General features: G+C 63.0%; 25 protein-coding genes, 1 tRNA gene and 1 pseudogene. 9 read left to right on the plus strand and 18 right to left on the minus strand.

Annotation, left to right across the window (positions count from 1 at the left end; genetic code table 11):
• Positions 1–122: 122 nt before the first annotated feature.
• Positions 123–740, plus strand: coding sequence for a TPM domain-containing protein (locus D906_RS13255; RefSeq protein ID WP_019097247.1), 618 nt, complete (start codon positions 123–125; stop codon positions 738–740).
• Positions 741–796: 56 nt separating this feature from the next.
• A complete protein-coding gene (locus D906_RS13260; RefSeq protein WP_019097246.1) occupies positions 797–2,011 on the plus strand; it encodes an SAM-dependent methyltransferase in 1,215 nt (404 codons plus the stop codon).
• Between the two features lie 46 nt (positions 2,012–2,057).
• On the opposite strand, the gene D906_RS13265 is transcribed toward D906_RS13260, so the two are convergent.
• From D906_RS13265 to D906_RS13280, 4 genes and pseudogenes are all read right to left on the minus strand, one after another.
• On the minus strand, positions 2,058–3,068 hold the full coding sequence (locus D906_RS13265) for a DUF4917 family protein (RefSeq protein ID WP_027615400.1): 1,011 nt from the start codon (positions 3,066–3,068) through the stop codon (positions 2,058–2,060).
• A 79-nt stretch (positions 3,069–3,147) separates the two neighbouring features.
• Positions 3,148–3,435, minus strand: coding sequence for a NadS family protein (gene nadS, locus D906_RS13270; protein WP_025754594.1), 288 nt, complete (start codon positions 3,433–3,435; stop codon positions 3,148–3,150).
• Positions 3,432–3,752 (minus strand): annotated as a pseudogene (locus tag D906_RS13275) (type II toxin-antitoxin system RelE/ParE family toxin). Before D906_RS13275 ends, nadS begins: the two are co-directional and overlap by 4 nt.
• 186 nt (positions 3,753–3,938) lie before the next feature.
• Positions 3,939–5,645, minus strand: a complete 1,707-nt coding sequence (locus D906_RS13280) for a SulP family inorganic anion transporter (protein WP_027615401.1) — start codon at positions 5,643–5,645, stop codon at positions 3,939–3,941.
• Between D906_RS13280 and D906_RS13285 the strand changes: the two genes are divergently transcribed.
• Entirely contained in the window at positions 5,644–5,844 is a 201-nt protein-coding gene (locus D906_RS13285) for a hypothetical protein (RefSeq protein ID WP_080587352.1), read from the plus strand. The two genes, D906_RS13280 and D906_RS13285, sit on opposite strands and share 2 nt — an antisense overlap.
• Here D906_RS13285 and D906_RS13290 read toward each other — a convergent pair.
• The 5 genes from D906_RS13290 to D906_RS13310 all read right to left on the minus strand — a co-directional run bounded on the left by D906_RS13290 (position 5,811) and on the right by D906_RS13310 (position 9,625).
• Positions 5,811–5,884, minus strand: a tRNA-Gly gene (locus D906_RS13290). The two genes, D906_RS13285 and D906_RS13290, sit on opposite strands and share 34 nt — an antisense overlap.
• Before the next feature lie 110 nt (positions 5,885–5,994).
• Positions 5,995–6,891, minus strand: coding sequence for an alpha/beta fold hydrolase (locus tag D906_RS13295; protein WP_027615402.1), 897 nt, complete (start codon positions 6,889–6,891; stop codon positions 5,995–5,997).
• 345 nt (positions 6,892–7,236) lie between these two features.
• Positions 7,237–7,929, minus strand: a complete 693-nt coding sequence (locus tag D906_RS13300; protein ID WP_019097241.1) for a pseudouridine synthase — start codon at positions 7,927–7,929, stop codon at positions 7,237–7,239.
• A gap of 9 nt (positions 7,930–7,938) precedes the next feature.
• On the minus strand, positions 7,939–8,151 hold the full coding sequence (locus D906_RS13305) for a cysteine-rich CWC family protein (protein ID WP_080587351.1): 213 nt from the start codon (positions 8,149–8,151) through the stop codon (positions 7,939–7,941).
• Positions 8,144–9,625: a sensor domain-containing diguanylate cyclase gene (locus tag D906_RS13310; RefSeq protein ID WP_027615403.1), complete on the minus strand. Its 1,482-nt coding sequence runs from the start codon at positions 9,623–9,625 to the stop codon at positions 8,144–8,146. The genes D906_RS13305 and D906_RS13310 overlap by 8 nt, the downstream gene beginning before the upstream one ends.
• Positions 9,626–9,837: 212 nt before the next feature.
• Between D906_RS13310 and D906_RS13315 the strand changes: the two genes are divergently transcribed.
• Positions 9,838–10,287: a hypothetical protein gene (locus tag D906_RS13315; protein WP_027615404.1), complete on the plus strand. Its 450-nt coding sequence runs from the start codon at positions 9,838–9,840 to the stop codon at positions 10,285–10,287.
• Between the two features lie 45 nt (positions 10,288–10,332).
• Here D906_RS13315 and D906_RS13320 read toward each other — a convergent pair whose 3' ends face one another.
• The gene (locus tag D906_RS13320) at positions 10,333–11,439 is read right to left on the minus strand and encodes an enoyl-CoA hydratase/isomerase family protein (RefSeq protein WP_019097238.1); all 1,107 of its coding nucleotides are present in this window, start codon (positions 11,437–11,439) and stop codon (positions 10,333–10,335) included.
• A gap of 126 nt (positions 11,440–11,565) precedes the next feature.
• On the opposite strand from D906_RS13320, the gene ung reads away from it, so the two are divergent.
• Positions 11,566–12,258, plus strand: coding sequence for a uracil-DNA glycosylase (ung, locus tag D906_RS13325; RefSeq protein ID WP_016713682.1), 693 nt, complete (start codon positions 11,566–11,568; stop codon positions 12,256–12,258).
• A 26-nt stretch (positions 12,259–12,284) separates the two neighbouring features.
• Here the strand turns inward: ung and D906_RS13330 are convergent, their stop codons facing one another.
• From D906_RS13330 to D906_RS13350, 5 genes are all read right to left on the minus strand, one after another.
• Positions 12,285–13,316, minus strand: a complete 1,032-nt coding sequence (locus D906_RS13330; RefSeq protein ID WP_027615405.1) for an AbrB family transcriptional regulator — start codon at positions 13,314–13,316, stop codon at positions 12,285–12,287.
• Positions 13,309–14,823 (minus strand): tripartite tricarboxylate transporter permease, encoded by a 1,515-nt coding sequence (locus D906_RS13335; RefSeq protein ID WP_016713684.1) that lies wholly within the window; start codon positions 14,821–14,823, stop codon positions 13,309–13,311. Before D906_RS13335 ends, D906_RS13330 begins: the two co-directional genes overlap by 8 nt.
• A 3-nt stretch (positions 14,824–14,826) precedes the next feature.
• Positions 14,827–15,285, minus strand: a complete 459-nt coding sequence (locus D906_RS13340; protein WP_019097236.1) for a tripartite tricarboxylate transporter TctB family protein — start codon at positions 15,283–15,285, stop codon at positions 14,827–14,829.
• Positions 15,286–15,392: 107 nt separating this feature from the next.
• Complete coding sequence (locus D906_RS13345) at positions 15,393–16,373, minus strand: tripartite tricarboxylate transporter substrate binding protein (RefSeq protein ID WP_003252023.1); 981 nt, start codon at positions 16,371–16,373, stop codon at positions 15,393–15,395.
• A gap of 32 nt (positions 16,374–16,405) precedes the next feature.
• Positions 16,406–17,695 carry an OprD family porin gene (locus D906_RS13350; RefSeq protein WP_016713687.1) on the minus strand — a complete coding sequence of 430 codons (1,290 nt, stop codon included), beginning with the start codon at positions 17,693–17,695 and terminating at the stop codon, positions 16,406–16,408.
• A 201-nt stretch (positions 17,696–17,896) separates the two neighbouring features.
• Here D906_RS13350 and D906_RS13355 point away from each other — a divergent pair, with 201 nt between their 5' ends.
• Positions 17,897–18,568, plus strand: a complete 672-nt coding sequence (locus tag D906_RS13355; protein WP_016713688.1) for a response regulator — start codon at positions 17,897–17,899, stop codon at positions 18,566–18,568.
• Positions 18,561–19,940, plus strand: a complete 1,380-nt coding sequence (locus D906_RS13360) for a sensor histidine kinase (RefSeq protein WP_016713689.1) — start codon at positions 18,561–18,563, stop codon at positions 19,938–19,940. Before D906_RS13355 ends, D906_RS13360 begins: the two co-directional genes overlap by 8 nt.
• Before the next feature lie 62 nt (positions 19,941–20,002).
• Here the strand turns inward: D906_RS13360 and D906_RS13365 are convergent, their stop codons facing one another.
• Positions 20,003–20,809 carry an HDOD domain-containing protein gene (locus D906_RS13365; RefSeq protein ID WP_025754590.1) on the minus strand — a complete coding sequence of 269 codons (807 nt, stop codon included), beginning with the start codon at positions 20,807–20,809 and terminating at the stop codon, positions 20,003–20,005.
• A 55-nt stretch (positions 20,810–20,864) separates the two neighbouring features.
• A complete protein-coding gene (locus D906_RS13370; protein ID WP_027615406.1) occupies positions 20,865–21,806 on the minus strand; it encodes a folate-binding protein YgfZ in 942 nt (313 codons plus the stop codon).
• Between the two features lie 133 nt (positions 21,807–21,939).
• Between D906_RS13370 and D906_RS13375 the strand changes: the two genes are divergently transcribed.
• Positions 21,940–22,194 carry a succinate dehydrogenase assembly factor 2 gene (locus D906_RS13375; RefSeq protein WP_003252043.1) on the plus strand — a complete coding sequence of 85 codons (255 nt, stop codon included), beginning with the start codon at positions 21,940–21,942 and terminating at the stop codon, positions 22,192–22,194.
• The gene (locus D906_RS13380; protein ID WP_027615407.1) at positions 22,178–22,636 is read left to right on the plus strand and encodes a protein YgfX; all 459 of its coding nucleotides are present in this window, start codon (positions 22,178–22,180) and stop codon (positions 22,634–22,636) included. The genes D906_RS13375 and D906_RS13380 overlap by 17 nt, the downstream gene beginning before the upstream one ends.
• 118 nt (positions 22,637–22,754) lie before the next feature.
• Here the strand turns inward: D906_RS13380 and nadB are convergent, their stop codons facing one another.
• Entirely contained in the window at positions 22,755–24,359 is a 1,605-nt protein-coding gene (gene nadB, locus D906_RS13385) for an L-aspartate oxidase (protein ID WP_019097232.1), read from the minus strand.
• Between the last annotated feature and the right edge of the window lie 251 nt (positions 24,360–24,610).

Raw genomic sequence — 24,610 nt, forward strand, 5'->3', positions numbered from 1 at the left:
GCTATTGTTGTACGATTGACACGCTCATTTTCCAGCGGCGGATTATGCCTGAATATGTCGCCTGGGGACGAAGCCCCGAATGCCGGGACAACAACTATAAGAACGCTAAAGAGACCGACGGCATGACCCCCTTCGACGAATACCATCAACGGCAGATTGCCGAAGCCATTGCCCGTGCTGAAAAGCGAACCGATGCCGAACTGGTGACGGTACTGGCCCGCCGTGCTGACGATTACGCGTATTGGCCGCTGTTGTGGGCCGCCGTGCTGGCGCTGGCTGTGCCGGGGCTGTTGCATTGGCTGCTGGGTTGGCCCAGCGTGCGTGGCTTGCTGGTGGCCAACGTGTTGCTGTTCGTCGGTTTGTGCCTGCTGCTGCGCAACCCGCTTCTGGCCGGCTGGCTGATTCCTCGGACTTTGCGTCGCTGGCGCGCCTCGCGGCTGGCTCGGCAGCAGTTCCGCGAGCAGAACTTGCAGCGCACGGCAGGCGCTACGGGCGTGCTGATCTTCGTCAGCGAGGCGGAACGGCATGTGGAGATCCTGGTCGACCGCGGTATCGAGCATTATCTGGATACCAACGCGCGGGCGGCCATTGTCGCCCGCTTTGCCGAGCAGGTGCGTCAGGGGCGGACCTTGCAGGGGTTTGTCGAGTGCATCGATGCCTGCGGCGAGCTGCTTAGCGAGCATGTGCCGCCTACCCGTGCGCGCAACGAGTTGCCCAACCGGTTGGTGATCTTGGACTGACTTGGAACCTGCAGGGTGTAGAATGCGTTTCCCGCTATTCGAGGCACCGTTTCTCCATGTCCGCCAGTTCTTCCGCCCTCTCTGCGTCAGATGCACGCGCCCGGTTTCTCGGCCTTCTGAATGCAGCCTTGCACGGCAACACCTTGGTCAAACTGGTGCTGGCGCGCCATGTCGGTGCCGACCAGACCTTGCAACGGATCATCGCCAAGCCGCTGCAGGTCAAGGGCCAGCCATGCCTGTCGCTGGTCTACCGCCACCAGACCCGCGACATCACCCGCAACTTGTCGCTGGAACAGGCGCAGGCGCTGGTAGCCGAGCTGCTGCCGGACAGCTTCCGCAATGCCCACCTGTTCGACGCAGATGGCGAAGTGCAACTGACCTTCAGCAAGAAGGGCAAGCCGATGTTGCAACGTCACGGCGCGCAGGCTCCACGCGAGGCCGCGGCGAGCAGTGGCCATGACCGCGAGAAGAAGCGCTACCTGGATTTGTCCAGGCCGTTCCTGCGTGACCTTGGCGTGACCGACGCACAAGGTGCATTGATCCCGTCCATGTCGCGCAAGTGGAAGCAGATCAACAAGTTCATCGAGGTCTTCGACCACGCCCTGGCCAGTGCGCCGGTACCTGCGAAACAGGCACTTCGGGTGGCCGACTTCGGCTCGGGCAAGGGCTACCTGACCTTTGCCATGCATGACTACCTGAGCAACAGCCTGGGCCGTGAGGCGCAGGTGACCGGTGTAGAGCTGCGCCAGGACATGGTCGACTTGTGCAACGCCGCCGCTTCGCGCCTGGAGCACCCGGGCCTGGAATTCCAGTGCGGGGATGTACGTAGCGTGGTTCCCGAGGCCATCGAAGTGATGATCGCCCTGCATGCGTGCGATATCGCCACCGACTACGCCATTCACACCGGTATCCGCTGCAACGCCGCGATCATCATGTGCTCGCCGTGCTGCCACAAGCAGATCCGCCCGCAACTGCACAGCCCGGGGTTGCTGCAACCCATGCTGCAATACGGCTTGCACCTGGGCCAGCAGGCCGAAATGCTCACCGACAGCCTGCGCGCGTTGTACCTGGAAGCCTGCGGTTACGAAACCAAGGTGTTCGAGTTCATCTCGCTGGAGCACACCAACAAGAACAAGATGATTCTTGCGGTGAAGCGGCGGCAGCCGGTGGCTAACGGCGAGTTGCTGGAGAAGATTGGCCAGCTCAAGGCGTTTTATGGGGTACAGGAGCATTGCCTGGAAACATTGCTGCGGGCGGATGGCTTGCTTTGAAAGCAACCACTGGCAAGCCTGCTGGCGTGCTCGTCCAGCGGGCGTGCTAGCGTCTAGCCGCTGGTCGATCAATCGCCAAATCTGGTAGCCCCAGCGGGTGCGTAGTGGCGTCATAGAAATGCACCTGCGTCCCCGACAAATCTCCAAACCGATCAACAAAATGCTGCTTCTGGTTGATCACCGAAGCTTCACTCACCGGCCGGATAGCAATCGAGAGCTGCTTCGGTCGGGCCTGGCGGATGGCTTCGAGCAGGTGCTGGTCACTGCTGTCCAGGTGCTGACCGAACAGGCATACCCCTTGGCTTTCCTGGGCCAGCTGCCCCAGGCACCAGCTGAGGTAATCCGAATGGCGGATGGCGCGCAGTTTTTCCTCGCTGCGGTCTTCATTGACGAACAGTGGCACTTCACCTGGGATGTTCACGGCAAAGCCATCAAGCAGTTCGGCGCTGTCGGCGCTGCGTTGGCGGGTGGTGCCGTCGGGTAGCTTCAGCAGGTGCAGGCCGCCGTGCAGGTGCATCACCCGCGTGCCTTCGCTGCGGGTGCGACGCACGTCGAAGAAGCCTTGTTCGTCGAACAGGTCGGCGAAGCCGTGTGGGGCGCTCTGTACAGCCCACGGTAGCAGCAGGTCGTAGTTGCTGGTGTAGACGCTGCGGTAGCCACGCAGCGCCTGGTTGAGGGTCGCGAGGGTGGCTGGCGGCATCAGCGGCCACGGCAGGTGCACCGTGCGCACGGCGTGAATCAACGCTTCCTTGATCGAGTAATAGCGGTTCAGCGGTGCGGTGGAGTTGATGGCCAGCGCCGCGTTGGCGCGCACGGTGGTGTTGAGGGCGCTGAGCACCGGCTCGAACAGTTCCGTGCCCAACGACTTGAACAGGGCCTGGTCACTGACCGCCAGGCCTTTCTTGCGGCCTGCGCGTTGTGCTTCCTCGAACAGCGAGAAATAGCCGAAAGGCTTCCACACTGCGCGGCTGGCGCCGTTGCCCAGCAGCAGGGCATCGCAGGGGTGGCGGGCGGCGAGTTCTGGCCAAGGGGTGAGGGTGGCGTCAAGTGCAGGCATGCTGGAGTCCGTTGGGTGGAGCGGGGAGCGGGGGGACTTTAGCATGTCGTGCAGGGTGTGCGACGCCTACAGGCCCTTGTCAGTGCGCAAGGGCCTTTAATACATGATCAGGATCATTACGTATTGCGCGTAGTAATGCCTTGGCAGGCCCGGTAGGTTCTCGTCGCCCTTGTTCCCAATTCCTCAATGTTGCTACCTGAACATCGATGATCTCGGCAAAGCGTGCTTGCGTGAGCCCCGTTGCCTTGCGGATGTTACGCACCAGGAGTGCATCGATCTCGAATTCTCGAGAAGGCGCCTGCTTCCCTTGGACGATGTCGTCCATTTGTTGCACGCTTTCCAGCAGTTCGTCAAAAAAGCGGTTCATGCGTGCCTCCAGTGTTCAATGATCGACCTCAGCGCCTTGCGTTGCTCGGGGGACAGGCCGGGTTGCTCGTTCTTGCGCTAGATGTAGAGCAGGGCTATCTGTGACTTGGAGATGAAGTGGTAGTAGATAACCCTGGCACCACCGCGTTTTCCGTGCCCGTTTGCGGCCACACGTAATTTGCGCAGGCCGCCTGTTCCCTCGATCAGGTCACCTGCCTCAGGTGAAATCATGAGCCGGACTTGGAGCAAGCGATAGGCATCGTCATCAAGGAGTTCCTTGACTCGCTTGGTGAACACGGCTGTTTCGGTAAAAAGCATAACAGGTTGTACGCCATTGGCGTAGCTGCTGGTTGTCCAGCGCCACGGAGAAGGATTGCCCGGCCGTATTCAGGATCGGGTCAGCGAGGCTAGCGAATCCGCTCCTCACTGGGCGATCATCCTTTTTCGAGGGGCGGGTAGTCCTTTTCTCTGTAGGGGGCCGAATGGGTTGCGATAGCGTTCTGTTCAGCCCTCTCCGGTAATGAGCGTGCTACGGTTGCGGTTACGCCACACCCGATACGCCCGAATCCCCGCCCGCACCGAGCCGAACAGCAGTTTGTCTTCCATTTCCCGTGCCATCCCCGAGCGCACCAGCATGCGCAGGAAGGTGCCCCGGGCGCGGGCGATCGCAAAGAAGATGCCTTGCGCGGCCAGGGTATCGCGCACTTCACGCAGGGCGGCGATACCGCTGACGTCGATGCTGGTGACGGCTTCGGCATCGAACAGCACGGCCTTGGGTTGGTCCTGGCTCTGCACCGCTTCGAGCAGGCGCATCTTGAAGTAGTCGGCGTTGAAGAACAGGATCGCGTCGTCGAAGCGGTACACCACCAGGCCTGGCACGGTACGCGCTTCCTTGAATTTGCGGATGTCGACCTGGCCTTCGGTGCCCGGCAGCCAGCCGAGCACGGCGTCGGTGGGTTGGTAGATGCTGTAGAGCAGGCGCAGGATCGCCAGGGTCACAGCAAACACGATGCCGGGCAGCACGCCCAGGCCCAGCACACCGGCCGTGGTCAGCAGGCAGAGCCAGAACTCGAAGCGGCTCAGGCGGCGGATGAGCCCCAGCGACTTGATGTCGATCAGCCCCCAGCCGGCCATCAGCAGCACGGCGCCTAATGCTGCCTGCGGGATCCACGCCATCGGCGCGGTGAAGAACAACAGGATCAGGGCAATGACCAGCGCGGCGACGATGCCCACCAGCTGGCTCTTGCCACCCATCATGTCATTGACGGCGGTGCGCGAGTCGGCGCCGCTGATGGCAAAGCCCTGGGACACCCCGGCCGCCAGGTTGCTCACGCCCAGGGCGACGAATTCGTGGTTGGCGTTGATCGCGTAGCCGTGGCGGGCGGCAAAGCTGCGTGCGGTGAGCATGGCGCTGCAGAAGCTGACGGTGGCGATACCCAGGGCGTCGCGCAGCAGGCTCTTCATTTCCGCCAGGTTGCTGTGCGGCCAGGCCAGCTGCGGGATGCCGGCCGGCACCGGGCCGAGGATGGCGACGCCGAAGCGGTCGAGGCCAAACAGGCCGACCAGCAACATGAACAGTGCCACCACGGTCAGTGCGGCGGGCAGGCGTGGGAAACGCCGTGGTAGCCAGATCAGCAGGCCCAGAGCGGCCAGGCCGATGAACAACGTGATCCAGTGGATCTCACCCAGGCGCTGGAAAAAGTTGATCAGGCTGAGGATAAAACCGTCGCCTTCGATCTTGAACCCCACCACCTTGGACAGCTGCCCGGCGATCAGGCTCAGGCCGATGCCGTTGAGGTAGCCGATGAGGATCGGCCGCGAGAAGAAGCTGGCGATGAACCCGGCCCGTGCCAGGCCGGCAGCGATCAGCATTACCCCCACCAGCACGGTGACGATCACCGACAGTTCGGCAATGCGCTGCGGGTCTCCCATGGCCAGCGGCGCCACGGCACCGGCGATCATCGCGCAGGTAGCGGCGTCAGGGCCAACCATCAGCTGGCGCGAGCTGCCGATCAGGGCATAGACCATCATTGGCAGCACGCAGGCGTACAGGCCGTACTGTGGCGGCAAACCGACAATTTGTGCGTAAGCGATGGCGATGGGTATCTGAATCGCCGCGACCGAGAGGCCTGCCTGCAAATCGGCATGGAACCATTCGCGGCGGTAGTGCAGCAGGTTGGCAAGGCCCGGTAGCCAGCGGGAGAGAAACATGCGTCGTCCTTTCGAAATGCTTCACGTAACCATCTACGCATTGAAGCGGATCGGCAGGCAATTGGCCATGGGCCAGATCAAACCGGGAGGGCAGAAACGAAAAAAGGAGCCGAGGCCCCTTCTGACAGCGATGACGTTGCTGGAACGCCATGCGGTGATGCAATGTGGAGCGGGTAGAGGGAATCGAACCCTCAACTAAAGCTTGGGAAGCTTTCGTTTTACCACTAAACTATACCCGCGTCTGCGCAGCACTTTTTACCAGAACCCTCCACGAATTAGAAGCCCAAGTTATAAAAAAGCTTGTCGGCACCCTATAGCCTGCGGGATCAGCCACAGGGCGCCGATGCGCTCAAATGGCCAATGCATGCTGCCCCTGCTGCCCTTGTTGAACAGGCCGGTAGCGGTGACGCGTTTCACGCACGGCCGGCTTGAGGAAACCGAGCAGGACGCTGCGGGTGTCTTCACAGGCCGTTTTGTTCTCCATGTCCAGGAAGTGGCCAGCGTCACGAATCACGCTGAAATGGCTCTTGCCCACATGCTTGCCGAACTGCCGGGCATCTTCGACCGTGGTGTACTCGTCGCGGTCGCCGTTGACGAACAGCACAGGGATGTCGATATTGCGCGCACCCTCCAGCGCCCGGTCCAGGTCGCGATGCAGCACCTCGTTGATGTGGAAGTGCATCTGCGCATACTCGTGGCTGTCCAGGCTGCTGACGTGGCGGTAGTTGAAGCGCTTGAACAGTGATGGCAGATGCTTGCCGATGGTGTCGTTGACCAGGTTGCCGACCTGGTAGCGATCGCAGGCGGCCAAGTACTGGCAGCCACGGTCCAGGTAGTCGCGCATCGGTTCGTTGATCACCGGCGAGAAGGAACTCACGACGGCCTTCTTCACGCACCGCGGCTGGTGCGCCAGCGCCAGCAGCGTACTTGCGCCACCCCATGAGAACGACATCACATGGTCGGCCTGGAAGTGCTCGATCAGCTCAAGGAGAATATGCGCCTCGGTCTCCTTGCTGATAAACCGTTCCTGGCGGTTGTGTGGCTTGGACTTGCCGGCATACGGCTGGTCGAACAGCACTACGTTGAACTGCGGGTGCAGGTTACGTACCGTTTGGGCGAACGAGGCCGTGGTGGCCAGCGAACCATTGATCATGATGATCGTATTCTCGGCCGCTTCCGCGTGATAGAACTCCGTGTAAACCCGATACTGACCTTGGATATCAAGTACAGCGATTTCTGGCCTCATGTCATCGACTCCTGGCGCAAAAAGGGTATTCGCGTCACCTAGGGTGCACGTTCTTTATGACAGGTAGGCATTCGCCTGAAGAGTAACCGGGGGGCCCTGTGTCGATCCTTGGCACATGCGTCGACGGTATTGTTTTTGGCGGGCAATTTGCCGTGCCCCAAGGCATCAAGGCCCTGGGTGGCCGGCAAAAGGCGTCTTCGACTGCGGGCGTGACTTGTTAGTCACATGCAGACTGACGATTTGGATTCAAGCAGTGGGTTGGGGATCCTGCAAGTGCCGTTCGGGAGAATTTGTGACTTTTGTCGCTCAGCGGTCGTATGACCACCTTGTGCCAGAACGGGCAGCCTAGACAGTGGCGATTTCTTCCGCCGTCAGTTCACGAAACGCCCCCGGAGCCAAGTCAGGATCCAGGCGGATCGCGCCCATGCTTTCCCGGTGCAACCCCACCACCTTGTTGTCGAAGAACCCGAACATGCGCTTGACCTGGTGATAGCGCCCTTCGACGATCGCCAGCCGCGCCTGGCGCGGGCCGAGGATGTCCAGCTGGGCGGGAAGAGTAGTGAGGTCTTCAAAGGCGAAGTAGAAACCCTCACGGAACTTGGCCTCATAGTGCTCGCCAATCTCGTCCTCGGTGTCCACCAGGTAGTGCTTGGGCAGTTTGGTGGCAGGTTGGGTCAGGCGCCGTGACCATTGGCCATCGTTGGTCAGGATCATCAACCCGGTGGTGTTGAAATCCAGGCGCCCGGCTATGTGCAGGTCGCCTCGCAATGCTTCGGGCAGCAGGTCGAGCACGGTAGGGTGCTGCGGGTCCTGGGTGGCGCTGACGCAGCCCGTGGGTTTGTGCAGCATCAGGTAGCGCGCCGGTCGGCCAGCCTGCAGCACCTGGTCGTCCAGTTCCACGCGGCTGAATTCGCGTACCTCGGTCAGCGGGTCGCTGACCACCTGTCCATCTACCCGCACACGACGCTGTACCAGCATCAGGCGGGTTTGTTGGCGGTTGAGGCTGGGCAGGTTGGCGAGGAAGCGGTCGAGGCGCATTGCAACAGGTCAGTGAGAAGTGGTTGATCGAAGTTGTTCTTCAACGGCCGCGCACCGTGGGCACAGGCAGGCTTTGTCGCGTAAATCGGCGGGCAGGGCCTGGAGCACGGCCGGGTCGATACTCACGCTGTAGCACCAGCAGGCCTGGGTGGCGCGGCGGGGGTCGGCCAGGCTGCACTGGTTGAGGGCACCGCAAGCGGGGCAGTGTTGGCTGTCATTCATCTTGGGTTTCACTGCAGACGCGGTTACGGCCGGCCTGCTTGGCACGATAGAGCGCTCGGTCGGCGCGGGTCAGCAGGGCGTGCAGGGTATCTCCCGGTTGCAGACTGCTCAGGCCGATGCTGGTGGTCAGGCGCAAGGGGTGTTCGTCGTAGCTGAACGTGAGCTGTTCGGTGCGGCGGCGGATCTTTTCCGCTACCTCGATGGCCTGCCGACCCTCGGCTTCACGCAGCAGCACGATGAACTCCTCGCCGCCCCAGCGGCAGAGTATATCCGATTGGCGCAGGCTGCCCTGCAGCACATTGGCGAACTGGCGCAGCACTTCGTCGCCTGCCAGGTGACCGTGGGTGTCATTCAGCGCCTTGAAGTGGTCCAGGTCGATCAGCAGCGCCACCAGCGGCCCACTGTCGCGCTGGGCTTCGTGCAACGCCTGGGCGGCGAGCAAGTCGAAGCTGCGCCGGTTGGGCAGGCCGGTAAGGCTGTCGAGCGTGGCCAGCGCCTCGGTGCTGGCCTGATGACGGCGCACCATGGCATGCACCAGCGCCAGCACCACCAAGGTGATCATCGCGCAGATGGCCAGGTTCAGGTACAGGGAATGGCGAATGCGGTCGAGGGCGCCGGTTTCGCGCTTGTCCACCAACAGGTACCAGTCCAGCTCGGGCAGGTGACGCACGTTGAGGAAGTGGCTGTGGTTGTCGCTGTCGTGGTACTCGTGGCTGCCTTCGCCGGGTACTGGCTGTTCGGCCAGCACATCGTTCAGTTCGGCGTTGTCGCTCAGTGGTTGGCCGACCCGCAAACCGTGCGGACCACCTTCGGACCCGGTCAGCAACACTTTGCCTTCGGCATCGACAAACACGACCGACCGCTGGTAGCGGCGCTGGTACTGGTCGATCAGCTTGACCACCGAGGACACACTCAGCCCCACCCCGGCAGCGCCAATGAAGCGGTGCTGGTAGTCGTGCACCTGGTAGTTGATGAACACGGTCAGGCTGTCCTGGTTGGCCATATCGAGGTCGACGTTGATCTCATAGGGGGCCTTGAGGTCGCGCAGGCGGAAATACCAGGCATCGCGCCATGTGCCGGCTTGCACCTGCTTGAGCACGCCCTTGGCTTGATAGTAGGTGAGGGTGCGGTCGGAGACGAAGAACGAGGTGAAGGTGCCCTGCTTACCCATGACCTCGCCCAGGTAGCGTGTCATGCGCTGGGTGTCCTTTTCGCCCGACAGTACCCAGTCACGCAAAAAAGTATCCTGGGCCATCATCGAGGCGATCAGCACCGGGCGAATCAGGTCTTTCTGGATTTCCGAGTAGACCGTGTCGGAGGTCAGCGGCAATTCGGTATTGATAATGCCGTCGCGGATGGCGCTGCGCGAGGAGAAGTAGCTGAGCAGCGAGGTAGCAAGGAAGCCGCAGGCCAGCAGCACCAGCAGGGTAACGATCAGCGAGCGCTGCGAGAACAGAGCGGAACGTGAGGGCATGATCTTCCCATGATGTGTGCCGAGCCGCCCATTCTAGTGAGATGACCGATAAATGACTGCAAGTTTTTAGGGGCTATCGCACCTGTATCAAATTGTTGCAGAAATGGCACTGCACCTTGGCGTCGCTGTCTTATTCAGTGTCGATGAATGCATCACGCATCGATGCTCGCCAGCGCCGCTGTTCGGGCACTCCAGCGGTCCAGGAGGCCGCCATGTCCTATCGAATCCTGTTGATCGCCCTGCTGGGGCTGATGACTTCCGCCTGCGCCCCGTACTACGAGAGCGGGGGCTATTACCGTTCGGACTACTATTCCACCGACCGTTACGTCTCGCCGGGCTATTACCGCTATGACCGTTATTACGTCACGCCGCAACCGCGCTATTACTACCAGCCTGCACCACGCTATTACTACCGGCCAGCCCCCGCGCGGCAATACCGGCCGTATCCGCAGCCGGGGATGAACCGTTGGCATGGCAACCCCCGCTACGACTATGGCAATCGCCAACGGCAAGACTACAGGCAAGACCGGGATCGCCATGACTATCGTGATGGCAGCCAGCGCTACCAGCGTGGCGATTCGCATTCCAACAGGCAGGGGAATGGTGGCGGGCGTTGGGATGGCCAGCGTGGCCAGGGGCAAGGAGGCAACTGGCGGCGGTAAGGTGAAGTGAAGCGGGGGGCGCTTTGCGCCCCATCACCGGCAAGCCTAACCCAGATCTGCCAATGGGTGCCGACCCTCCCACACCTTGGCAAAATGCGCCTCGACCACCGCCGCCGGAACCTGCGCCACATCGGGCCAGTGCCAGCGCGGCTGGTCGTCCTTGTCCAGCAGGCGGGCGCGTACGCCTTCGCTGAACTCGGGGTGACGGCAACAGTTCAGGCTCATGCTGTATTCCATCTGGAACACCTGTGCCAGCGACAGATACCGTGCCCTGCGGATTTGCTCCCAGACCAGGTGCGCCGTCAGTGGGCAACCCTGATGCAGCCGTTGGCCGGCATCGGCCAGCAGCGGGTCGTCATGATGCTTGAGCCCTTCCAGCGCACGCCAGGCCGCCGCCGCATCGGCCACGTCGAGCAACGCATCGATAACCTGCCGCCTTGGCAACCACTGGGCTTCGGGCAACTCGGCACAGGCGCGGTGCTGTTCGGCCTTGAGCAGGCTGTTCAGCTGCAGGGCGGTCTGCTCTTGCCAGTTCAACTGCAGCAGTTCTTCGATCAATGCCTCTTGCTGGTGCTCGCCCAGAAAGCGGTCGGCCAGGCTCAGGTCAAGGGCATCGCGGGCGTTGATCGGTGCCCCCGTCAGCCCCAGGAACAACCCCAGCTTGCCCGGCAGCCGTGCCAGAAACCAGCTCGCGCCCACATCCGGGTACAGGCCAATGCTGATTTCCGGCATGGCCAGCCGGCTGCTGGGTGTGACGATACGCACGTTGGCACCCTGCAACAGCCCCATGCCGCCTCCTAGCACATGCCCATGCCCCCAGCACAGCAGCGGCTTGGGGTAGGTGTGCAGGGCAAAGTCCAGGCGGTATTCGGCGGCGAAGAAGGTGGCAGCCAGGGGCGGCACGCTGCCGGGGTGGTCGCGGCAGGCTTGTACCAGTGCACGTACATCGCCACCGGCGCAGAAGGCTTTTGCGCCGGTGCCGCGCAGCAGCACGCAGACAATGCCCGGGTCGTGGGCCCAGGCATGCAGTTGTTCGCCCAATACTTCGATCATGGGCAGGTTCAGGGCATTGAGTGCCTTGGGTGCATCCAGGGTGGCAATGCCGATGCGGGCGCCATCGGCGCCGATGAGAACCTCGCAATGAATGGCCATGGACTACCTCGCTCAAGTCATCGCCCAAGTATGGCCTGCCTGGCCGAACATGCCGGTTGTCGGTCGGATCGTTTGACAAGCGGGAAGGGCTTACCTAGTGTCGCGCCATTGTTTACGGATGGCCCCATGACTGACGACGATCGCATCAAACTCGAACCCAGCTGGAAGGCCGCACTGCGCGCCGAATTCGACCAGCCCTACATGCATCAGCTGCGAGAGTTCCTGCGCAGCGAATATGCCGCCGGCAAGGAGATCTACCCGCCAGGGCCGCTGATCTTCAATGCACTCAACTCGACACCGCTGGACCAGGTGAAGGTGGTCATCCTTGGGCAGGACCCTTACCACGGGCCGGGCCAGGCGCATGGTCTGTGTTTCTCGGTGCAACCGGGTGTGGCCACGCCGCCGTCGCTGGTCAACATCTACAAGGAACTGCAGCGCGATCTGAACATCCCGATCGCCAGCCATGGCTACCTGCAAAGCTGGGCCGAGCAGGGTGTATTGCTGCTCAACACGACCATGACCGTGGAGCGAGCCAATGCGGCATCGCACGCCAAGAAGGGGTGGGAGTTCTTTACCGACCGGGTTATCCAGGTAGTCAGTGAGCAGTGCCCGAACGTGGTGTTCCTGCTGTGGGGTTCGCATGCGCAGAGCAAACAGAAGCTGATCGATGGGACCAAGCACCTGGTGCTGAAATCGGTGCATCCGTCGCCACTGTCGGCTTACCGTGGTTTCTTGGGTTGCGGGCATTTCAGCCGGACCAACAGCTTCCTTGAGCAGCGTGGCATGGCGCCGATCAACTGGGCGTTGCCGCCGCTTTGAGGATTACCGGGGCCGTGCAACGGCCCCTAGTGCTGGTTCCTTACCCAATACTTGAACAACGGCTCTGCCAAAAACAGCACGAACAGCAGGCGCATCACCTGCAGCGCCGTCACCAGCGGTACCGACAGTTGCAGGGTTTCTGCCGTCAGGCTCATTTCGGCAATTCCGCCCGGCATCATTCCCAGCGTCAGCGAACGCAAATCCAGCGCGGTCATCACGCTGAGTACCCACGCGGCACTGCCGGCAATCGCCATGCATAGCGCCGTGGCTAACAGCGTGCGCCCCAGGAACGACGGTGCGCGGCGGAAGAAGGCGCGGTTGAAGTGGCAAGCCAGGCCGCTGCCTATCAGCCACTGGCCGATCTGGCTGGCACCGTTGGGCAGTGCGATTTGCAGGTTGCCGGCCAGGCTGACCGTGGCCGCTACCAGCAATGGCCCGAACAGCCATGGATTGGGCTGGCGCAAGCGTTGCCAGAGCAGCGCAACGGCACCGCCCAACGGCGCTATCAAGGCCAGCCAGCTCCAGCTGACGCTTCCCGCGTGGTTCAGCGGCACCCCGTCACCCAGCAAGAACTTGAACAGCGCCGGTACGCACAGCACCACCGCCAGCACCCGCAGGCTCTGCGCCGCAGCCACCTGGCTCAGTACCGCGCCGTTACGTGCGCCGAGGTTGACCATCTCCCCCGAGCCTCCTGGCATGCTGGCGAAAAAAGCCGTGGCGCGGTCTTCACCGGTCTTTCGCAACAGCCACACGCTGATCACGCTGGACAGGGTCGTGAACAGGGCGCCGAAGAAAATCAGCGCAAAATGGCTGCCCACCTGCTCGATCACCGCCGGGGTAAAGTGCAGGCCAATGCCGATGCCGATGATGCACTGCCCGCACTTGCGGCCGTTGGGTATCTCTGACAGTTGCCAGGGCGTCAGGCAGCGCACCAGGATGATGGCCAGCAGCGAGCCGACCATCCACGGCAAAGGCCAGCCGACCTTGCTGGCGATGTAACCGCCAGCAAGGCCGACCAGCCCGGTTGCGACAAACAACGGCAACCCGCGATCAGGCATCGGCCAGGGCCCGGCGCTGCTGGCTGCGTTTGCGCCAGATGCGAAGCAGCGGCAAGGCGAGCATCAGCACCACCAGCGCCCACACGCCCATGCTGATCGGGCTCGACCAGAGGATGCCCAGCTCACCGTTGGAAATCGACAGTGCGCGGCGCAGGTTCTGCTCCATCAGCCCGCCGAGAATGAAACCGAGCAGGATTGGCGACAGCGGGAAGTCCAGCTTGCGCAGGATGTAGCCCATGATGCCGATGCCGACCATCAGGAACAGGTCGAAGGTGGTGGCATGCACGGCGTACACGCCGATGGCGGTGATGATGGCGATCACCGGCACCAGCGCCCAGTTCGGCACGGCGAGGATGCGGGTGAAAATGCGGATCATCGGAATATTGAGGATCACCAGCATGATGTTGGCGATGAACAGCGAGGCGATCAGGCCCCAGACGATGTCTGGCTGCTGTTCGAACAGCAGTGGGCCGGGGGTGATGTTGTACAGGGTCAGGGCACCGATCATCACGGCGGTGGTGCCAGAGCCCGGCACACCCAGGGTCAGCATCGGCACCAGGGCGCCACAGCACGAAGCACCGATGGCGGTTTCCGGTGCGGCCAGGCCACGGGCATCGCCCTTGCCGAACTTGCCGCTTTCACCCGCCAGGCGCTTCTCGGTCATGTAGGCCACGGCACTGGCCAAGGTTGCGCCGGCGCCAGGCAGAACACCCATGATGAAACCAAGCAGACCGCAACGAATGTTCACCACGAACACCGAAGCCGCTTCCTTGAAGTTGAACAGCATGCGGCCGGTAGCCTTGACCGCCTGGTGGCCATGGTGGGTCTTTTCCAGCAGCAGGAGGATTTCGCTGATGGAGAACAGGCCCAGTACCAGCACCACGAACTGGATGCCGTCGGCCAGGTGCACGCTGTCACCGGTGAAGCGGTAGACGCCGCTGTTGGCGTCGATGCCGACCGCCGACAGGAACAGGCCGATCAGGGCGGCAATGAAGGTTTTCAGGGGCTTGTCACCGGCCATGCCACCCAGGGCGACGATGGCGAACACCATCAGCACGAAGTACTCCGCCGGGCCGAAAGCAATGGCCCATTTCGCCAGCAACGGCGCGAACAGCACCATGCCGCAGGTGGCGATGAAGGCACCGATGAACGAACTCCAGGCCGACAGCGACAGGGCCACGCCGGCCAAGCCCTGCCGGGCCATCGGGTAACCGTCGAGGGTGGTCATCACGGTCGAGGCCTCGCCCGGGATGTTCAGCAGGATCGAGCTGATACGCCCACCGTACTCGCAACCCAGGTACACCGCCGCCAGCAGGATCAGCGCCGACTCCGGTGGCAAGCCCAGGGCGAAGGCGATGGGAATCAGCAGGGCCACGCCGTTGATCGGGCCCAGGCCTGGCAGCAGGCCGACCACGGTACCGATCAGGGTGCCGGAGAGGGCGGTGACCAGGTTGTAGGGGGACAGGGCGACGCCGAAGCCCTGGCCCAGGTAGCTCAAGGTATCCATGTGTCAGTTCTCCAGTACGCTCAGCAGGCCAAGGGGCAGGGGCACGTCCATTACGCGGTCGAACAGCCAGTAGAGAAAGACGCTCATGCCGACCACCACCATGGCACTGTGCAGCCAGCGACCGCCGTACAGCCGGGCCATGGGCACACCGACCAGCATGGCGCTGAGAATGAAGCCCAAAGGCTCGAAGGTGGCGGCGAAAACAACCAGCAGGCCGACGCAGGCGGCAATCTTGGTCAGGGTTTCGCGGTCCAGTTCCGGTTCGTCGTCCTTGCGCACGATGGGCGTAGGGCGAAACACCAGGTACAGCAGGCCAAGGCTCATCAGGCCGAGCATCAGCAGCGGGTAGGCGCGTGGGCCGACCGGCTCATAGGAAAACGCCGCCTGGTAGGGCAATGCCATCACGGCCAGGGCGGCGCACACCGCCAGCAGGGCCAGGGCGAAGATGCGTTGCAGGATCATTGCAGAGTCCTCGTTTGGGGGAGCGGGCGTGCCCGCGAACACCGGCAAGGCCGGTGTCAGGCACCGCGGTGCCTGCTCCCCCAGGGATTGTGGTGAATCCGACAGGCTTACTGAATCAGCCCGAATTCCTTGGCCAATGCCTTGTAGTCAGCCACTTGCTTCTTCACATAGCCGTCCAGCTCTTCGCCGGTCATGGCGAACGGGAACAGCTCGCGCTGGTCACGCAGCTTGGCGAAGTCTTCCGAGGCCAGCATTTTGTCGAACGAAGCTTTCCACCAGGCGTAGTCCTCGTCGCTCACCTTTGGCCCCAGGTAGAAACCGCGTACCACCGGCCAGACAATGTCGTAGCCCTGTTCCTTGGCAGTGGGGATGTCTTTCATCTCGGGCTCGTCCAGGCGGTTTTCCGAGAACACCGCAAGGATGCGCATGTTGCCGCTCTGGATATGCGGCATGGAGTCGGAGATGTCGGTCGAGCCAACCTGGATATGGCCACCCAGCAACGCCGTGGCAATTTCGCCACCGCCTTCCAGGGCCACGTAGCGCAGGTCACGCGGGTTGATGCCGGCAGCCTTGGCGATCAGGGCGGTCTGCATCCAGTCCTGGCTGCCCACGGTCCCGCCAGAGCCGATCACCACTTTGCTCGGGTCTTTCTTCAGCGCGGCGACCAGGTCATCGAGGGTTTTATAAGGGGAGTCGCTTTTCACCGCGATGGCGCCATAGCTGGTACCGACAGCGGCCAGCCACTTCACCGCGTTCTCGTCAAAGCGGCCGAACTTGCCTTGTGCCAGGTTCAGCAGCGAACCACTGGACCACGCCACCAAGGTGCCGGCATCGGCCGGGCGTTGGGCGACCACGGCGTTGTAGGCCACCGCGCCGACACCGCCGGGCATGTAGGTGACGCGCATCGGCTTGCTGAGGATTTTTTCCTGCACCAGGGCGCTTTGCACCAGTTTGCAGGTCAGGTCGAAGCCGCCGCCGGGTGAGGCGGGGGCGATGCATTCGGGGCGTTTCGGTTCGGCAGCGAGGGCATTGCCGGCCAACAGCAGGCAGCCGGTAGCGAGGACGAGGCGGCGCAGTGAAAAGGTCATCGTCTATCTCCGTGAGCGTTGTTGTTATTGGGTTACCACAGGGCGACGCTGTAGCTCACCAGCAGCCGCACTTCGTCCGCGTCACGGGCGAAGTTGGAGCGGAAGGTGGCGTTGCGCAGGCGCACGGCGACGTTCTTCAACGGGCCGCTTTGTACCACGTACTTGAGCTCGGTGTTGCGTTCCCACTCCTTGCCCTCGCCGCCAGCGGCGCGGCTGACGTTGTCGCCGCTGATGTAGCGGGTCATGAAGGTCAGGCCGGGCACGCCGAGTGCGGCGAAGTTGTAGTCGTAGCGCGCTTGCCAGGAGCGCTCGTCGGCGCCGGCGAAGTCGTTGATCTGGACGAAGTTGACCAGGTAAGGGTCGGCACCATCGACATACGGGAAGGCGCTGTCCCCTGACAGCTGCTGCCAGGCGGCGCTGACCTTGTGCCCGCCCAGGGCGTAGCTGAGCATGCCGTTGACGGTGGTGTTGTCGATGTTGCCCGCCTTGGCCGCACCGGCGTCGTCGCTCACGGCCAGGCGCAGGTCGGCGCCGAAGGTGCCCGGGCCCCACGGCTGGGTGGCGACCATGCCGATGAAGTGCTGGCGGTAGATGTCGTCGAGCTGGGCGAAGTGATAGCTGCCGGTGATGCGGTCGGTGAACTGGTAGTCCAGCCCGCCCAGGGCCAGGTTGTCGGCGCTGAAGCTGCCACCGAAGCGGCCGTTCTTGTTGTTCAGCGCCAGGTCTTCCCAGTTGGTGTCGTTGCGGTCCTTGGCCTTGTCCAGGCGACCGCCAGTGAAGGTCAGGCCCTTGATTTCCTTCGAGGTGAGCAGGCCGCCTTCGAACGTTTGCGGCAGGATGCGCCCGTCGTTGGGCTGCAGGGTTGGCAGCTCGGGGATCAGGGTGCCGATCTTCAGTTCGGTCTGGGAAATCTTCACCTTACCGGTCAGGCCGAGTTTGGAATACTCATCGGCGGCCTTGCCATCATCGTGGGTCGGCAACAGGCCGGTGTCGGTGCGGTCGGGGCTGGAATCGAGCTTGATGCCGAGCATGCCCAGTGCATCCAGGCCAAAGCCTACGGTGCCATCGGTGTAGCCGGACTCGAAGTTGAGGATGAAGCCCTGGGCCCACTCGTCGCGCTTGGATTGCTGCGCGCTGGTGCCGTCGCGGAAGTCGCGGTTGAAGTACATGTTGCGGGTTTCGAAGGTGGCTGTGCTGTCTTCGAAGAAGGCGGCCTGGCTCATCGGGGCGACACCGGCAAGCGCAAGGGCGCTGGCGATGGCGGAGGGGCGTGCGGCAAAGGAACGGGTAGGCGCGAACGCCTGCGGCTGCGATGACAGCATCGTCGATGACTCCGTTTATTGTTCTTATTCGTTGCACCTTGCTGGTGCTTTTTTCGGCGCGAAGGGCGACCGTGGTGCGATGCTAGGTAACGAACCTTTCGCTAACCTTTCAGCGTGAAAGGTTTGTTACGAGGGGCTTCACAGGCTTGGCGACAGCGGTACACTCCGCGCCAACCGCCCCACCCGAGCAGGGAGAATCCGATGCGTGTGCTGCTGGTCGAAGACCATCTGCAACTGGCCGAAAGCGTGGCCCAGGCCTTGAAAAGCCACGGCCTGACCGTGGATGTGCTGCATGACGGCGTGGCTGCCGACCTGGCCCTGGCCAGCGAGGAATACGCTGTCGCCGTGCTGGATGTCGGCTTGCCGCGCATGGATGGCTTTGAGGTGCTGGCGCGCCTGCGCGGCCGTGGCAAGACGGTGCCGGTGCTGATGCTGACCGCGCGCAGCGACGTCAAGGACCGGGTTCATGGCCTGAACCTGGGGGCAGACGACTACCTGGCCAAACCGTTCGAGCTGACCGAGCTGGAAGCACGGGTCAAGGCCTTGCTGCGCCGCAGTGTGCTCGGTGGCGAGCGCCAGCAACGTTGCGGGCCGCTGGTCTACGACCTGGATACCCGGCGCTTTGCCCTTGGCGACGACAACCTGACCCTGACGTCGCGCGAGCAAAGCGTGCTGGAAGCGCTGATCGCACGCCCGGGTCGGGTGATGAGCAAAGAGCAACTGGCTGCCCAGGTGTTCGGCCTGGATGAAGAAGCCAGCCCGGATGCCATCGAAATCTATATCCACCGGCTGCGCAAAAAGCTCGACGGCCACCCGGTGGCCATTGTCACTTTCCGTGGGCTGGGCTACCTGCTAGAGCACCGCGATGCGTGACAACGGCAGCTTGCGCGGGCGCCTGCTGGGCAACCTGGCCCTGCTGCTGGTGGTGCTGATGCTGGCCAGCGGCCTGAGCGCCTACTGGAATGGCCGTGAGGCCGCCGATACCGCCTACGACCGCACCCTGCTGGCCTCGGCGCGCACCATCGCCGCTGGCCTGTCGCAGCGTGACGGCTCGCTGAGCGCGGATGTGCCCTACGTGGCTTTGGACACGTTCGCTTACGACAGCGCCGGGCGCATCTACTACCAGGTGCTGGACATCAAACAGCGGCTGATCTCCGGCTACGAGAACCTGCCACCGCCGCCGCCCGGCACGCCGCGCACTGACGATTACCCGGCGCTTGCGCGGTTCTACAACGCCACCTACCTGGGCCAGGATGTGCGGGTGGTCAGCCTGCTGAAGGCAGTGACCGAGCCGAACATGAACGGCATGGCGGAAATCCGCGTGGCCGAGACGGAAGAGGCGCGGGTGCGCATGGCCCGTGGGCTGATGGCCGACACCCTGTTGCGCCTGGGTATGCTGGCGCTGGGGGCGTTGGTGATGGTGTGGTTTGCCGTGAGTGCGGCGTTGCGGCCATTGGAGCGCCTGCGCACGGCGGTGGAAGAGCGCCAGCCAGATGACTTGCGGGCTTTGCCGGTGGTGCAGGTGCAGCGTGAGCTCGGCCCGCTGGTGCGAGCCTTGAACCACTTTACCGAGCGCCTGCGCGGCCAGTTCGAGCGCCAGGCGCAGTTCATTGCCGATGCCGCCCATGAATTGCGTACGCCGCTGGCTGCCTTGAAGGCGCGGGTGGAGCTGGGCCTTCGCTCCTCCGAGCCGCAAGCGTGGCGGCAGACGCTGGAATCTGCGGCACAAGGCACTGACCGCCTGACCCACCTGGCTAACCAGCTGTTGTCGTTGGCACGGGTGGAGAACGGAGCACGGGCAATTGCCGAGGGCGGCGCGCAGCGCCTGGACCTGAGCCAGCTGGCCCGTGAGTTGGGCATGGCCATGGCCCCGTTGGCACACAAACGCGGCGTTGCGCTGGCCCTGGAGGCCGAGGCTCCGGTGTGGCTGAAGGGTGAGCCGACGCTGCTCAACGAGCTGTTGAGCAACCTGGTGGACAATGCCCTGGCGCACACGCCAGAGGGTGGCAATGTGATCTTGCGGGTGGTGGCGCCGGCGGTGCTGGAGGTGGAAGACGACGGGCCGGGTATTCCCGAGGCTGAGCGTGAGCGGGTGTTCGAGCGGTTCTACCGGCGCAGTGCGCAAGGGAGCGGGCTTGGGCTGGCGATTGTCGGTGAGATCTGCCGGGCGCACCTGGCGCAGGTAAGCCTGCATGATGGCGAGAACGGCGGGCTGCGGGTGCGGGTGAGTTTTATCGCCGATTGATGTGTTGCTGTTCTGGCCCTATCGCCGGCAAGCCAGATAGGGCCAGAACAGGCTGGCACTGCTCAGCGGAACATGCTCCGCGCTTCAAGCAGCTCTTCCACCTCCAGCTCAGTACCAAACGGCAACCCCAGGTGGCGATAAGCCGGCAGCGCCGCCAATGGCCGATGGCGCCCGCGCTGGCTGATGCAGCGGGCGATCTGCACGATATCGATGTAATCGACCTTGTCAGTCTGCCGGTCCAGGTCCTGAACCTGGCTGGGCAGGTTGACCAGTTGCTCCGGAAACTCCCAGGCCTTGAGGATCTTGTCCCCCAGCACCGGCTGGATCTGCTCTATCACGTAATGCAGGCAAACCGGGTCGGACAGCAGTTCGTTGTGCTCTTCGGCGTAAATGAGTACCGGCAGTGCGCCAATCTGGTTGACCAGCCCACCCAAGGTAGCCTGATCGGGCTTGAGGTGCGTGTAGCGCCTGCAGATTTCGTAGCTGATACCCGCAACTTCCAGGCTGTTGGCCCAGATGTCGCGCAGTTTTTGTTCAACGGCCGGCGCGCGGGCATGGAAAATCTGCTCGATCACCAGACCAATGGCCAGGTTGCAGCTGTAATTGATGCCCAGCCGCGTGATGGCAGTGTGCAGGTCGGTGACCTCGACCGCTGCACGCAGCAGCGGGCTGTTGACTACCTTTATCAGGCGCGCAGAAAGGGCCGCATCGCGACCGATCACCTTGCTCAGGGCCGCTACGCTGATCTCGCTGTCTTCCGCTGCTTCGCGGATGCTCAAGGCAACCTCTGGCAGGGTCGGCAGGACCAGGTCATCCTTTTCGATGGCATCGAGCAACTGTGCTTGAACCATCTCGGCCAGCTTGTTCATGGGCGTGTCTACCGCAGTGGTGGTGCGGCCCCGCCACAAGGGCGGGGCAGGCTGGTCAGCGCTGGATTTCCCGGTCGCGGTCCAGTTCGTAAGGCAGGGTCAGTACCTGCAGGCTCGGGCCTTCCAGGCTCCCCAGGTGCAGGTTGTCATCTTCAACTGCCTCGGCGCTGAGCACCGCAAGCAGTTCACAGCCTGCGCCGTTGCCAGCAGCAATGACCACTTCACCGACCGACGAACCATGGGTGGGCGAGAAAATTTCGGCGCCCGGCGCCGGGATGGCCTGCTGGTCCAGTGCCAGACGGTACTGGCGGCGCTTGAGCTTGCCCAGGTACTGCATGCGGGCGACGATTTCCTGGCCGGTGTAGCAGCCTTTCTTGAAGCTGACACCATCGACGGCTTGCAGGTTGATCATCTGCGGGATGAACAGCTCACGGGTCGGCCCCATGACCTGGCCGATACCGGCGCGAACCTGCCCAAGCAGCCAGTCGTTGAGACTGCCCTCGGGCAGGGCGCCGACGAGGGCCTGGCGCACGCTGTCGGCGTTGTCTGCCGGCACCCACAGTTCTACGCGGCCTGCAGAAACGGCAATGGCAATCAGGCCCTCATGGCGTACGGTGCTGCCGGCAACTGCGGGCACGTCGAGCCCCAGCGCCTGCAGCGCAGCGTCGCCACCTTGCAGGCCAAAGCGTGCCCAGGCGGCGCTTTCATCGGTCAGCGTGGCCTTGGAGAACACGGCGTACTTTTTCAGGTCGGCCAGTTGCGCATCGAGCAGTTCACTGGCCATGGCCAGCAGGTAGCCGTTGCCTTCAGGCAGGATGCGGAAGCTGGACTGCATGCGCCCCTTGACCATGCAGCGGGCGCCGAGGCTGGCGTATTCCTGGCTGAGGTAGTTGATGTTGCAAGTCAGCTGGCCTTGCAGGAACTTGCCTGCATCGGAGCCGCGGACGGCGAGGATGCCCTCGTGGGACAGGGGGCAGAAGAAAGCGGAATCGGCCATGGGTCATCGCGGTGGCTAAAGACTGGCGGCCATCATAGAACGCCGGTAACAAAATAGGTAGGTGACTAGACCAACGCCCGGTGTCGCTTCGCGTGCCTGGCTGTATACTGGCGGGCCATTCGAGGAGGGCCCCATGGTCGAACAAACTGAACTCAACCGGCTTTTCTGGCACAGCCGCCGTGGCATGCTGGAACTGGACGTGCTGCTGGTGCCTTTCACCCAGGAAGTCTACCCCACCCTCAACGAGACCGACCGAGAACTGTACGTGCGTCTGTTGAGCTGCGAGGATCAGGACATGTTCGGCTGGTTCATGGAGCGCACCGAGTCTGAAGACCCGGAGCTGCAACGCATGGTTCGCATCATTCTGGACCGTGTCCAGCCCAAGTGAGTGCTTCGAGTGCCGCTGGCAAGGCTCACGCCTGCTGCTAGCGGCCTATCTGGGTTGCCAGGTACTGGCGTGGCTTGCCGTGTGGGCGAGCCCGCTGCCCGGGTGGCTGGCCCTCTCTGTTGTCGCTGCCTGTATTGCCCACGCTGGCTGGGCCATTCCCCGACGTATCCTGTTGACGCATGAGCATGCCGTTGTTGGCTTGCGCCGTGATGTGCGCGGCTGGCAGGTGTTCAGCCGTGCCCGTGGCTGGCAGCCGGTGCGCTTGTGCCGGGACAGCGTGGCGCTGCCGGGGCTGGTGGTGTTGCGCTTTGAGCGGGTGGGGCGGTGGCTGGGGGAGAGCCAGTGCATAGCGCGGGATGCGTTGGGGGCGGATGAGCATCGGCGCTTGCGGGTAAGGTTGAAGTTCAGCAGGCGCAGGTGGGCAGAAGTGGCCCGCACATAGTTACAGACCGGGTTGGCTTCTTCGCGGGCTTGCCCGCTCCCACAGGTACTGCGCAAGGCTGCAAGGCAGTGGAGCTCCTGTGGGAGCGGGCGAGCCCGCGAAGGCCGCGACGCCGATCTCAGAGCGGACTAAGAATGGTGTCCTTGGCCTCGTCCAGCATCCCAGGGTAGTCCAGGGTGTAATGCAGCCCACGGCTTTCCTTGCGTTGCATGGCCGACAGGATCATCAACTCGGCAACCTGCGCCAGGTTGCGCAGTTCGATCAGGTCGCGGCTGACCTTGTAGTTGCTGTAGAACTCGTCAATTTCATCCAGCAGCAGGCGAATGCGATGCTGCGCGCGTTGCAGGCGTTTGCTGGTGCGCACGATGCCGACGTAGTCCCACATGAAACGCCGCAGTTCGTCCCAGTTGTGCGCAATGATCACGTCTTCGTCCGAGTCGGTGACCTGGCTGGCGTCCCAACCCGGCAGGGCCTTGGGCATGGCCACTGCCTCCAGGTTCGCCTCGATGTCGGCAGCGGCGGCCCGCCCATAGACGAAGCATTCCAGCAATGAGTTGCTGGCCATGCGGTTGGCGCCGTGCAGGCCGGTGAAGCTGGTTTCGCCGATCGCGTACAAGCCCGGTACGTCGGTGTGACCACGGTCGTCGACCATCACCCCGCCGCAGGTGTAGTGCGCGGCAGGCACCACCGGGATCGGTTGGCGGGTGATGTCGATGCCAAATGCCAGGCAGCGCTCGTACACGGTGGGGAAATGGCTCTTGATGAAGTCTGCCGGCTTGTGGGTGATGTCCAGGTAGACGCAGTCCACGCCCAGGCGCTTCATCTCATGGTCGATGGCGCGGGCCACGATGTCGCGCGGGGCCAGTTCTTCGCGTGGGTCGAAGCGTGGCATGAAGCGTTCGCCGTTGGGCAGGCGCAGCAGCGCGCCTTCGCCGCGCAGGGCTTCGGTGACCAGGAAGCTCTTGGCCTGCGGGTGGTACAGGCAGGTCGGGTGGAACTGGTTGAACTCAAGGTTGGCCACCCGGCAACCCGCCCGCCAGGCCATGGCGATACCGTCACCGCAAGCGCCATCGGGGTTGCTGGTATAGAGGTAGACCTTGGCCGCGCCACCGGTGGCCAGCACGGTGAAACGTGCGCCGAAGGTGTCTACCTCGCCGGTATTGCGGTTTAACACATAGGCGCCCAGGCAGCGTTCGCCAGGCAGGCCCAAGCGGCGTTCGGTGATCAGGTCGACCGCTACACGTTGTTCCAGCAGCTGTATGTTCGGGCGCAGGCGAGCCTGCTGCAGCAGCGTAGTGAAAATGGCCGCGCCGGTCGCATCGGCGGCGTGGATGATGCGCCGGTGGCTATGGCCGCCCTCACGGGTGAGATGAAACTCGAAACCGCCGTCATCAACGCTGTAGTGCTCGTCGCGGGTAAAGGGCACGCCTTGCTCGATCAGCCATTGAATGGCTTCCCGGCTGTGCTCGACGGTAAAGCGCACCGCCTCTTCGTTGCACAGGCCGCCGCCGGCATTGAGGGTGTCCTCGACATGCGACTGCACGGTATCGGTGTTGTCGAGCACCGCAGCGACCCCGCCCTGGGCCCAGAAGGTCGAGCCGTTGGCCAGGTCGCCCTTGCTGAGCACCGCAACGCGCAGGTGGCTGGGAAGGTTAAGTGCCAGGCTGAGACCGGCGGCACCGCTGCCGATCACCAGGACATCATGTTGGAATTGTTGGCTCATGTCGGGACACTAGTAATCTTTGGAAGGGGCACGGCACAATAGTCACGCGCAGATGGCATTGTGAAACTATCGTTAAACTTGGCCGGGATGCCTTTATAGCAGCCCGGGGTGGCCAATTTCCATGCCACTTGCCAGGTTGCGGCAACCTTTGTGGGAACTTTCCGGCATGGCCGGAAATCCTATGAAGGCTGCCCGCACGCCACAATTTGCCGCGGCGACGCAGGGTGGCAGGCCTGTCCGGGCTGTCTCTG

Origin of the sequence: Pseudomonas sp. LAIL14HWK12:I1, from assembly GCF_003202095.1 — a bacterium.
Classification (GTDB): domain Bacteria; phylum Pseudomonadota; class Gammaproteobacteria; order Pseudomonadales; family Pseudomonadaceae; genus Aquipseudomonas; species Aquipseudomonas monteilii.

Excerpts from the sequence above, each read along its gene's own strand:
- D906_RS13255 (WP_019097247.1), top strand. The coding sequence starts at position 123 with ATGACCCCCTTCGACGAATACCATCAACGGCAGATTGCCGAAGCCATT.
- D906_RS13260 (WP_019097246.1), top strand. The coding sequence starts at position 797 with ATGTCCGCCAGTTCTTCCGCCCTCTCTGCGTCAGATGCACGCGCCCGG.
- D906_RS13265 (WP_027615400.1), bottom strand. The coding sequence starts at position 3,068 with ATGCCTGCACTTGACGCCACCCTCACCCCTTGGCCAGAACTCGCCGCC.
- nadS (WP_025754594.1), bottom strand. The coding sequence starts at position 3,435 with ATGAACCGCTTTTTTGACGAACTGCTGGAAAGCGTGCAACAAATGGAC.
- D906_RS13285 (WP_080587352.1), top strand. The coding sequence starts at position 5,644 with ATGCGTCGTCCTTTCGAAATGCTTCACGTAACCATCTACGCATTGAAG.
- D906_RS13280 (WP_027615401.1), bottom strand. The coding sequence starts at position 5,645 with ATGTTTCTCTCCCGCTGGCTACCGGGCCTTGCCAACCTGCTGCACTAC.
- D906_RS13295 (WP_027615402.1), bottom strand. The coding sequence starts at position 6,891 with ATGAGGCCAGAAATCGCTGTACTTGATATCCAAGGTCAGTATCGGGTT.
- D906_RS13300 (WP_019097241.1), bottom strand. The coding sequence starts at position 7,929 with ATGCGCCTCGACCGCTTCCTCGCCAACCTGCCCAGCCTCAACCGCCAA.
- D906_RS13305 (WP_080587351.1), bottom strand. The coding sequence starts at position 8,151 with ATGAATGACAGCCAACACTGCCCCGCTTGCGGTGCCCTCAACCAGTGC.
- D906_RS13310 (WP_027615403.1), bottom strand. The coding sequence starts at position 9,625 with ATGCCCTCACGTTCCGCTCTGTTCTCGCAGCGCTCGCTGATCGTTACC.
- D906_RS13315 (WP_027615404.1), top strand. The coding sequence starts at position 9,838 with ATGTCCTATCGAATCCTGTTGATCGCCCTGCTGGGGCTGATGACTTCC.
- D906_RS13320 (WP_019097238.1), bottom strand. The coding sequence starts at position 11,439 with ATGGCCATTCATTGCGAGGTTCTCATCGGCGCCGATGGCGCCCGCATC.
- ung (WP_016713682.1), top strand. The coding sequence starts at position 11,566 with ATGACTGACGACGATCGCATCAAACTCGAACCCAGCTGGAAGGCCGCA.
- D906_RS13330 (WP_027615405.1), bottom strand. The coding sequence starts at position 13,316 with ATGCCTGATCGCGGGTTGCCGTTGTTTGTCGCAACCGGGCTGGTCGGC.
- D906_RS13335 (WP_016713684.1), bottom strand. The coding sequence starts at position 14,823 with ATGGATACCTTGAGCTACCTGGGCCAGGGCTTCGGCGTCGCCCTGTCC.
- D906_RS13340 (WP_019097236.1), bottom strand. The coding sequence starts at position 15,285 with ATGATCCTGCAACGCATCTTCGCCCTGGCCCTGCTGGCGGTGTGCGCC.
- D906_RS13345 (WP_003252023.1), bottom strand. The coding sequence starts at position 16,373 with ATGACCTTTTCACTGCGCCGCCTCGTCCTCGCTACCGGCTGCCTGCTG.
- D906_RS13350 (WP_016713687.1), bottom strand. The coding sequence starts at position 17,695 with ATGCTGTCATCGCAGCCGCAGGCGTTCGCGCCTACCCGTTCCTTTGCC.
- D906_RS13355 (WP_016713688.1), top strand. The coding sequence starts at position 17,897 with ATGCGTGTGCTGCTGGTCGAAGACCATCTGCAACTGGCCGAAAGCGTG.
- D906_RS13360 (WP_016713689.1), top strand. The coding sequence starts at position 18,561 with ATGCGTGACAACGGCAGCTTGCGCGGGCGCCTGCTGGGCAACCTGGCC.
- D906_RS13365 (WP_025754590.1), bottom strand. The coding sequence starts at position 20,809 with ATGAACAAGCTGGCCGAGATGGTTCAAGCACAGTTGCTCGATGCCATC.
- D906_RS13370 (WP_027615406.1), bottom strand. The coding sequence starts at position 21,806 with ATGGCCGATTCCGCTTTCTTCTGCCCCCTGTCCCACGAGGGCATCCTC.
- D906_RS13375 (WP_003252043.1), top strand. The coding sequence starts at position 21,940 with ATGGTCGAACAAACTGAACTCAACCGGCTTTTCTGGCACAGCCGCCGT.
- nadB (WP_019097232.1), bottom strand. The coding sequence starts at position 24,359 with ATGAGCCAACAATTCCAACATGATGTCCTGGTGATCGGCAGCGGTGCC.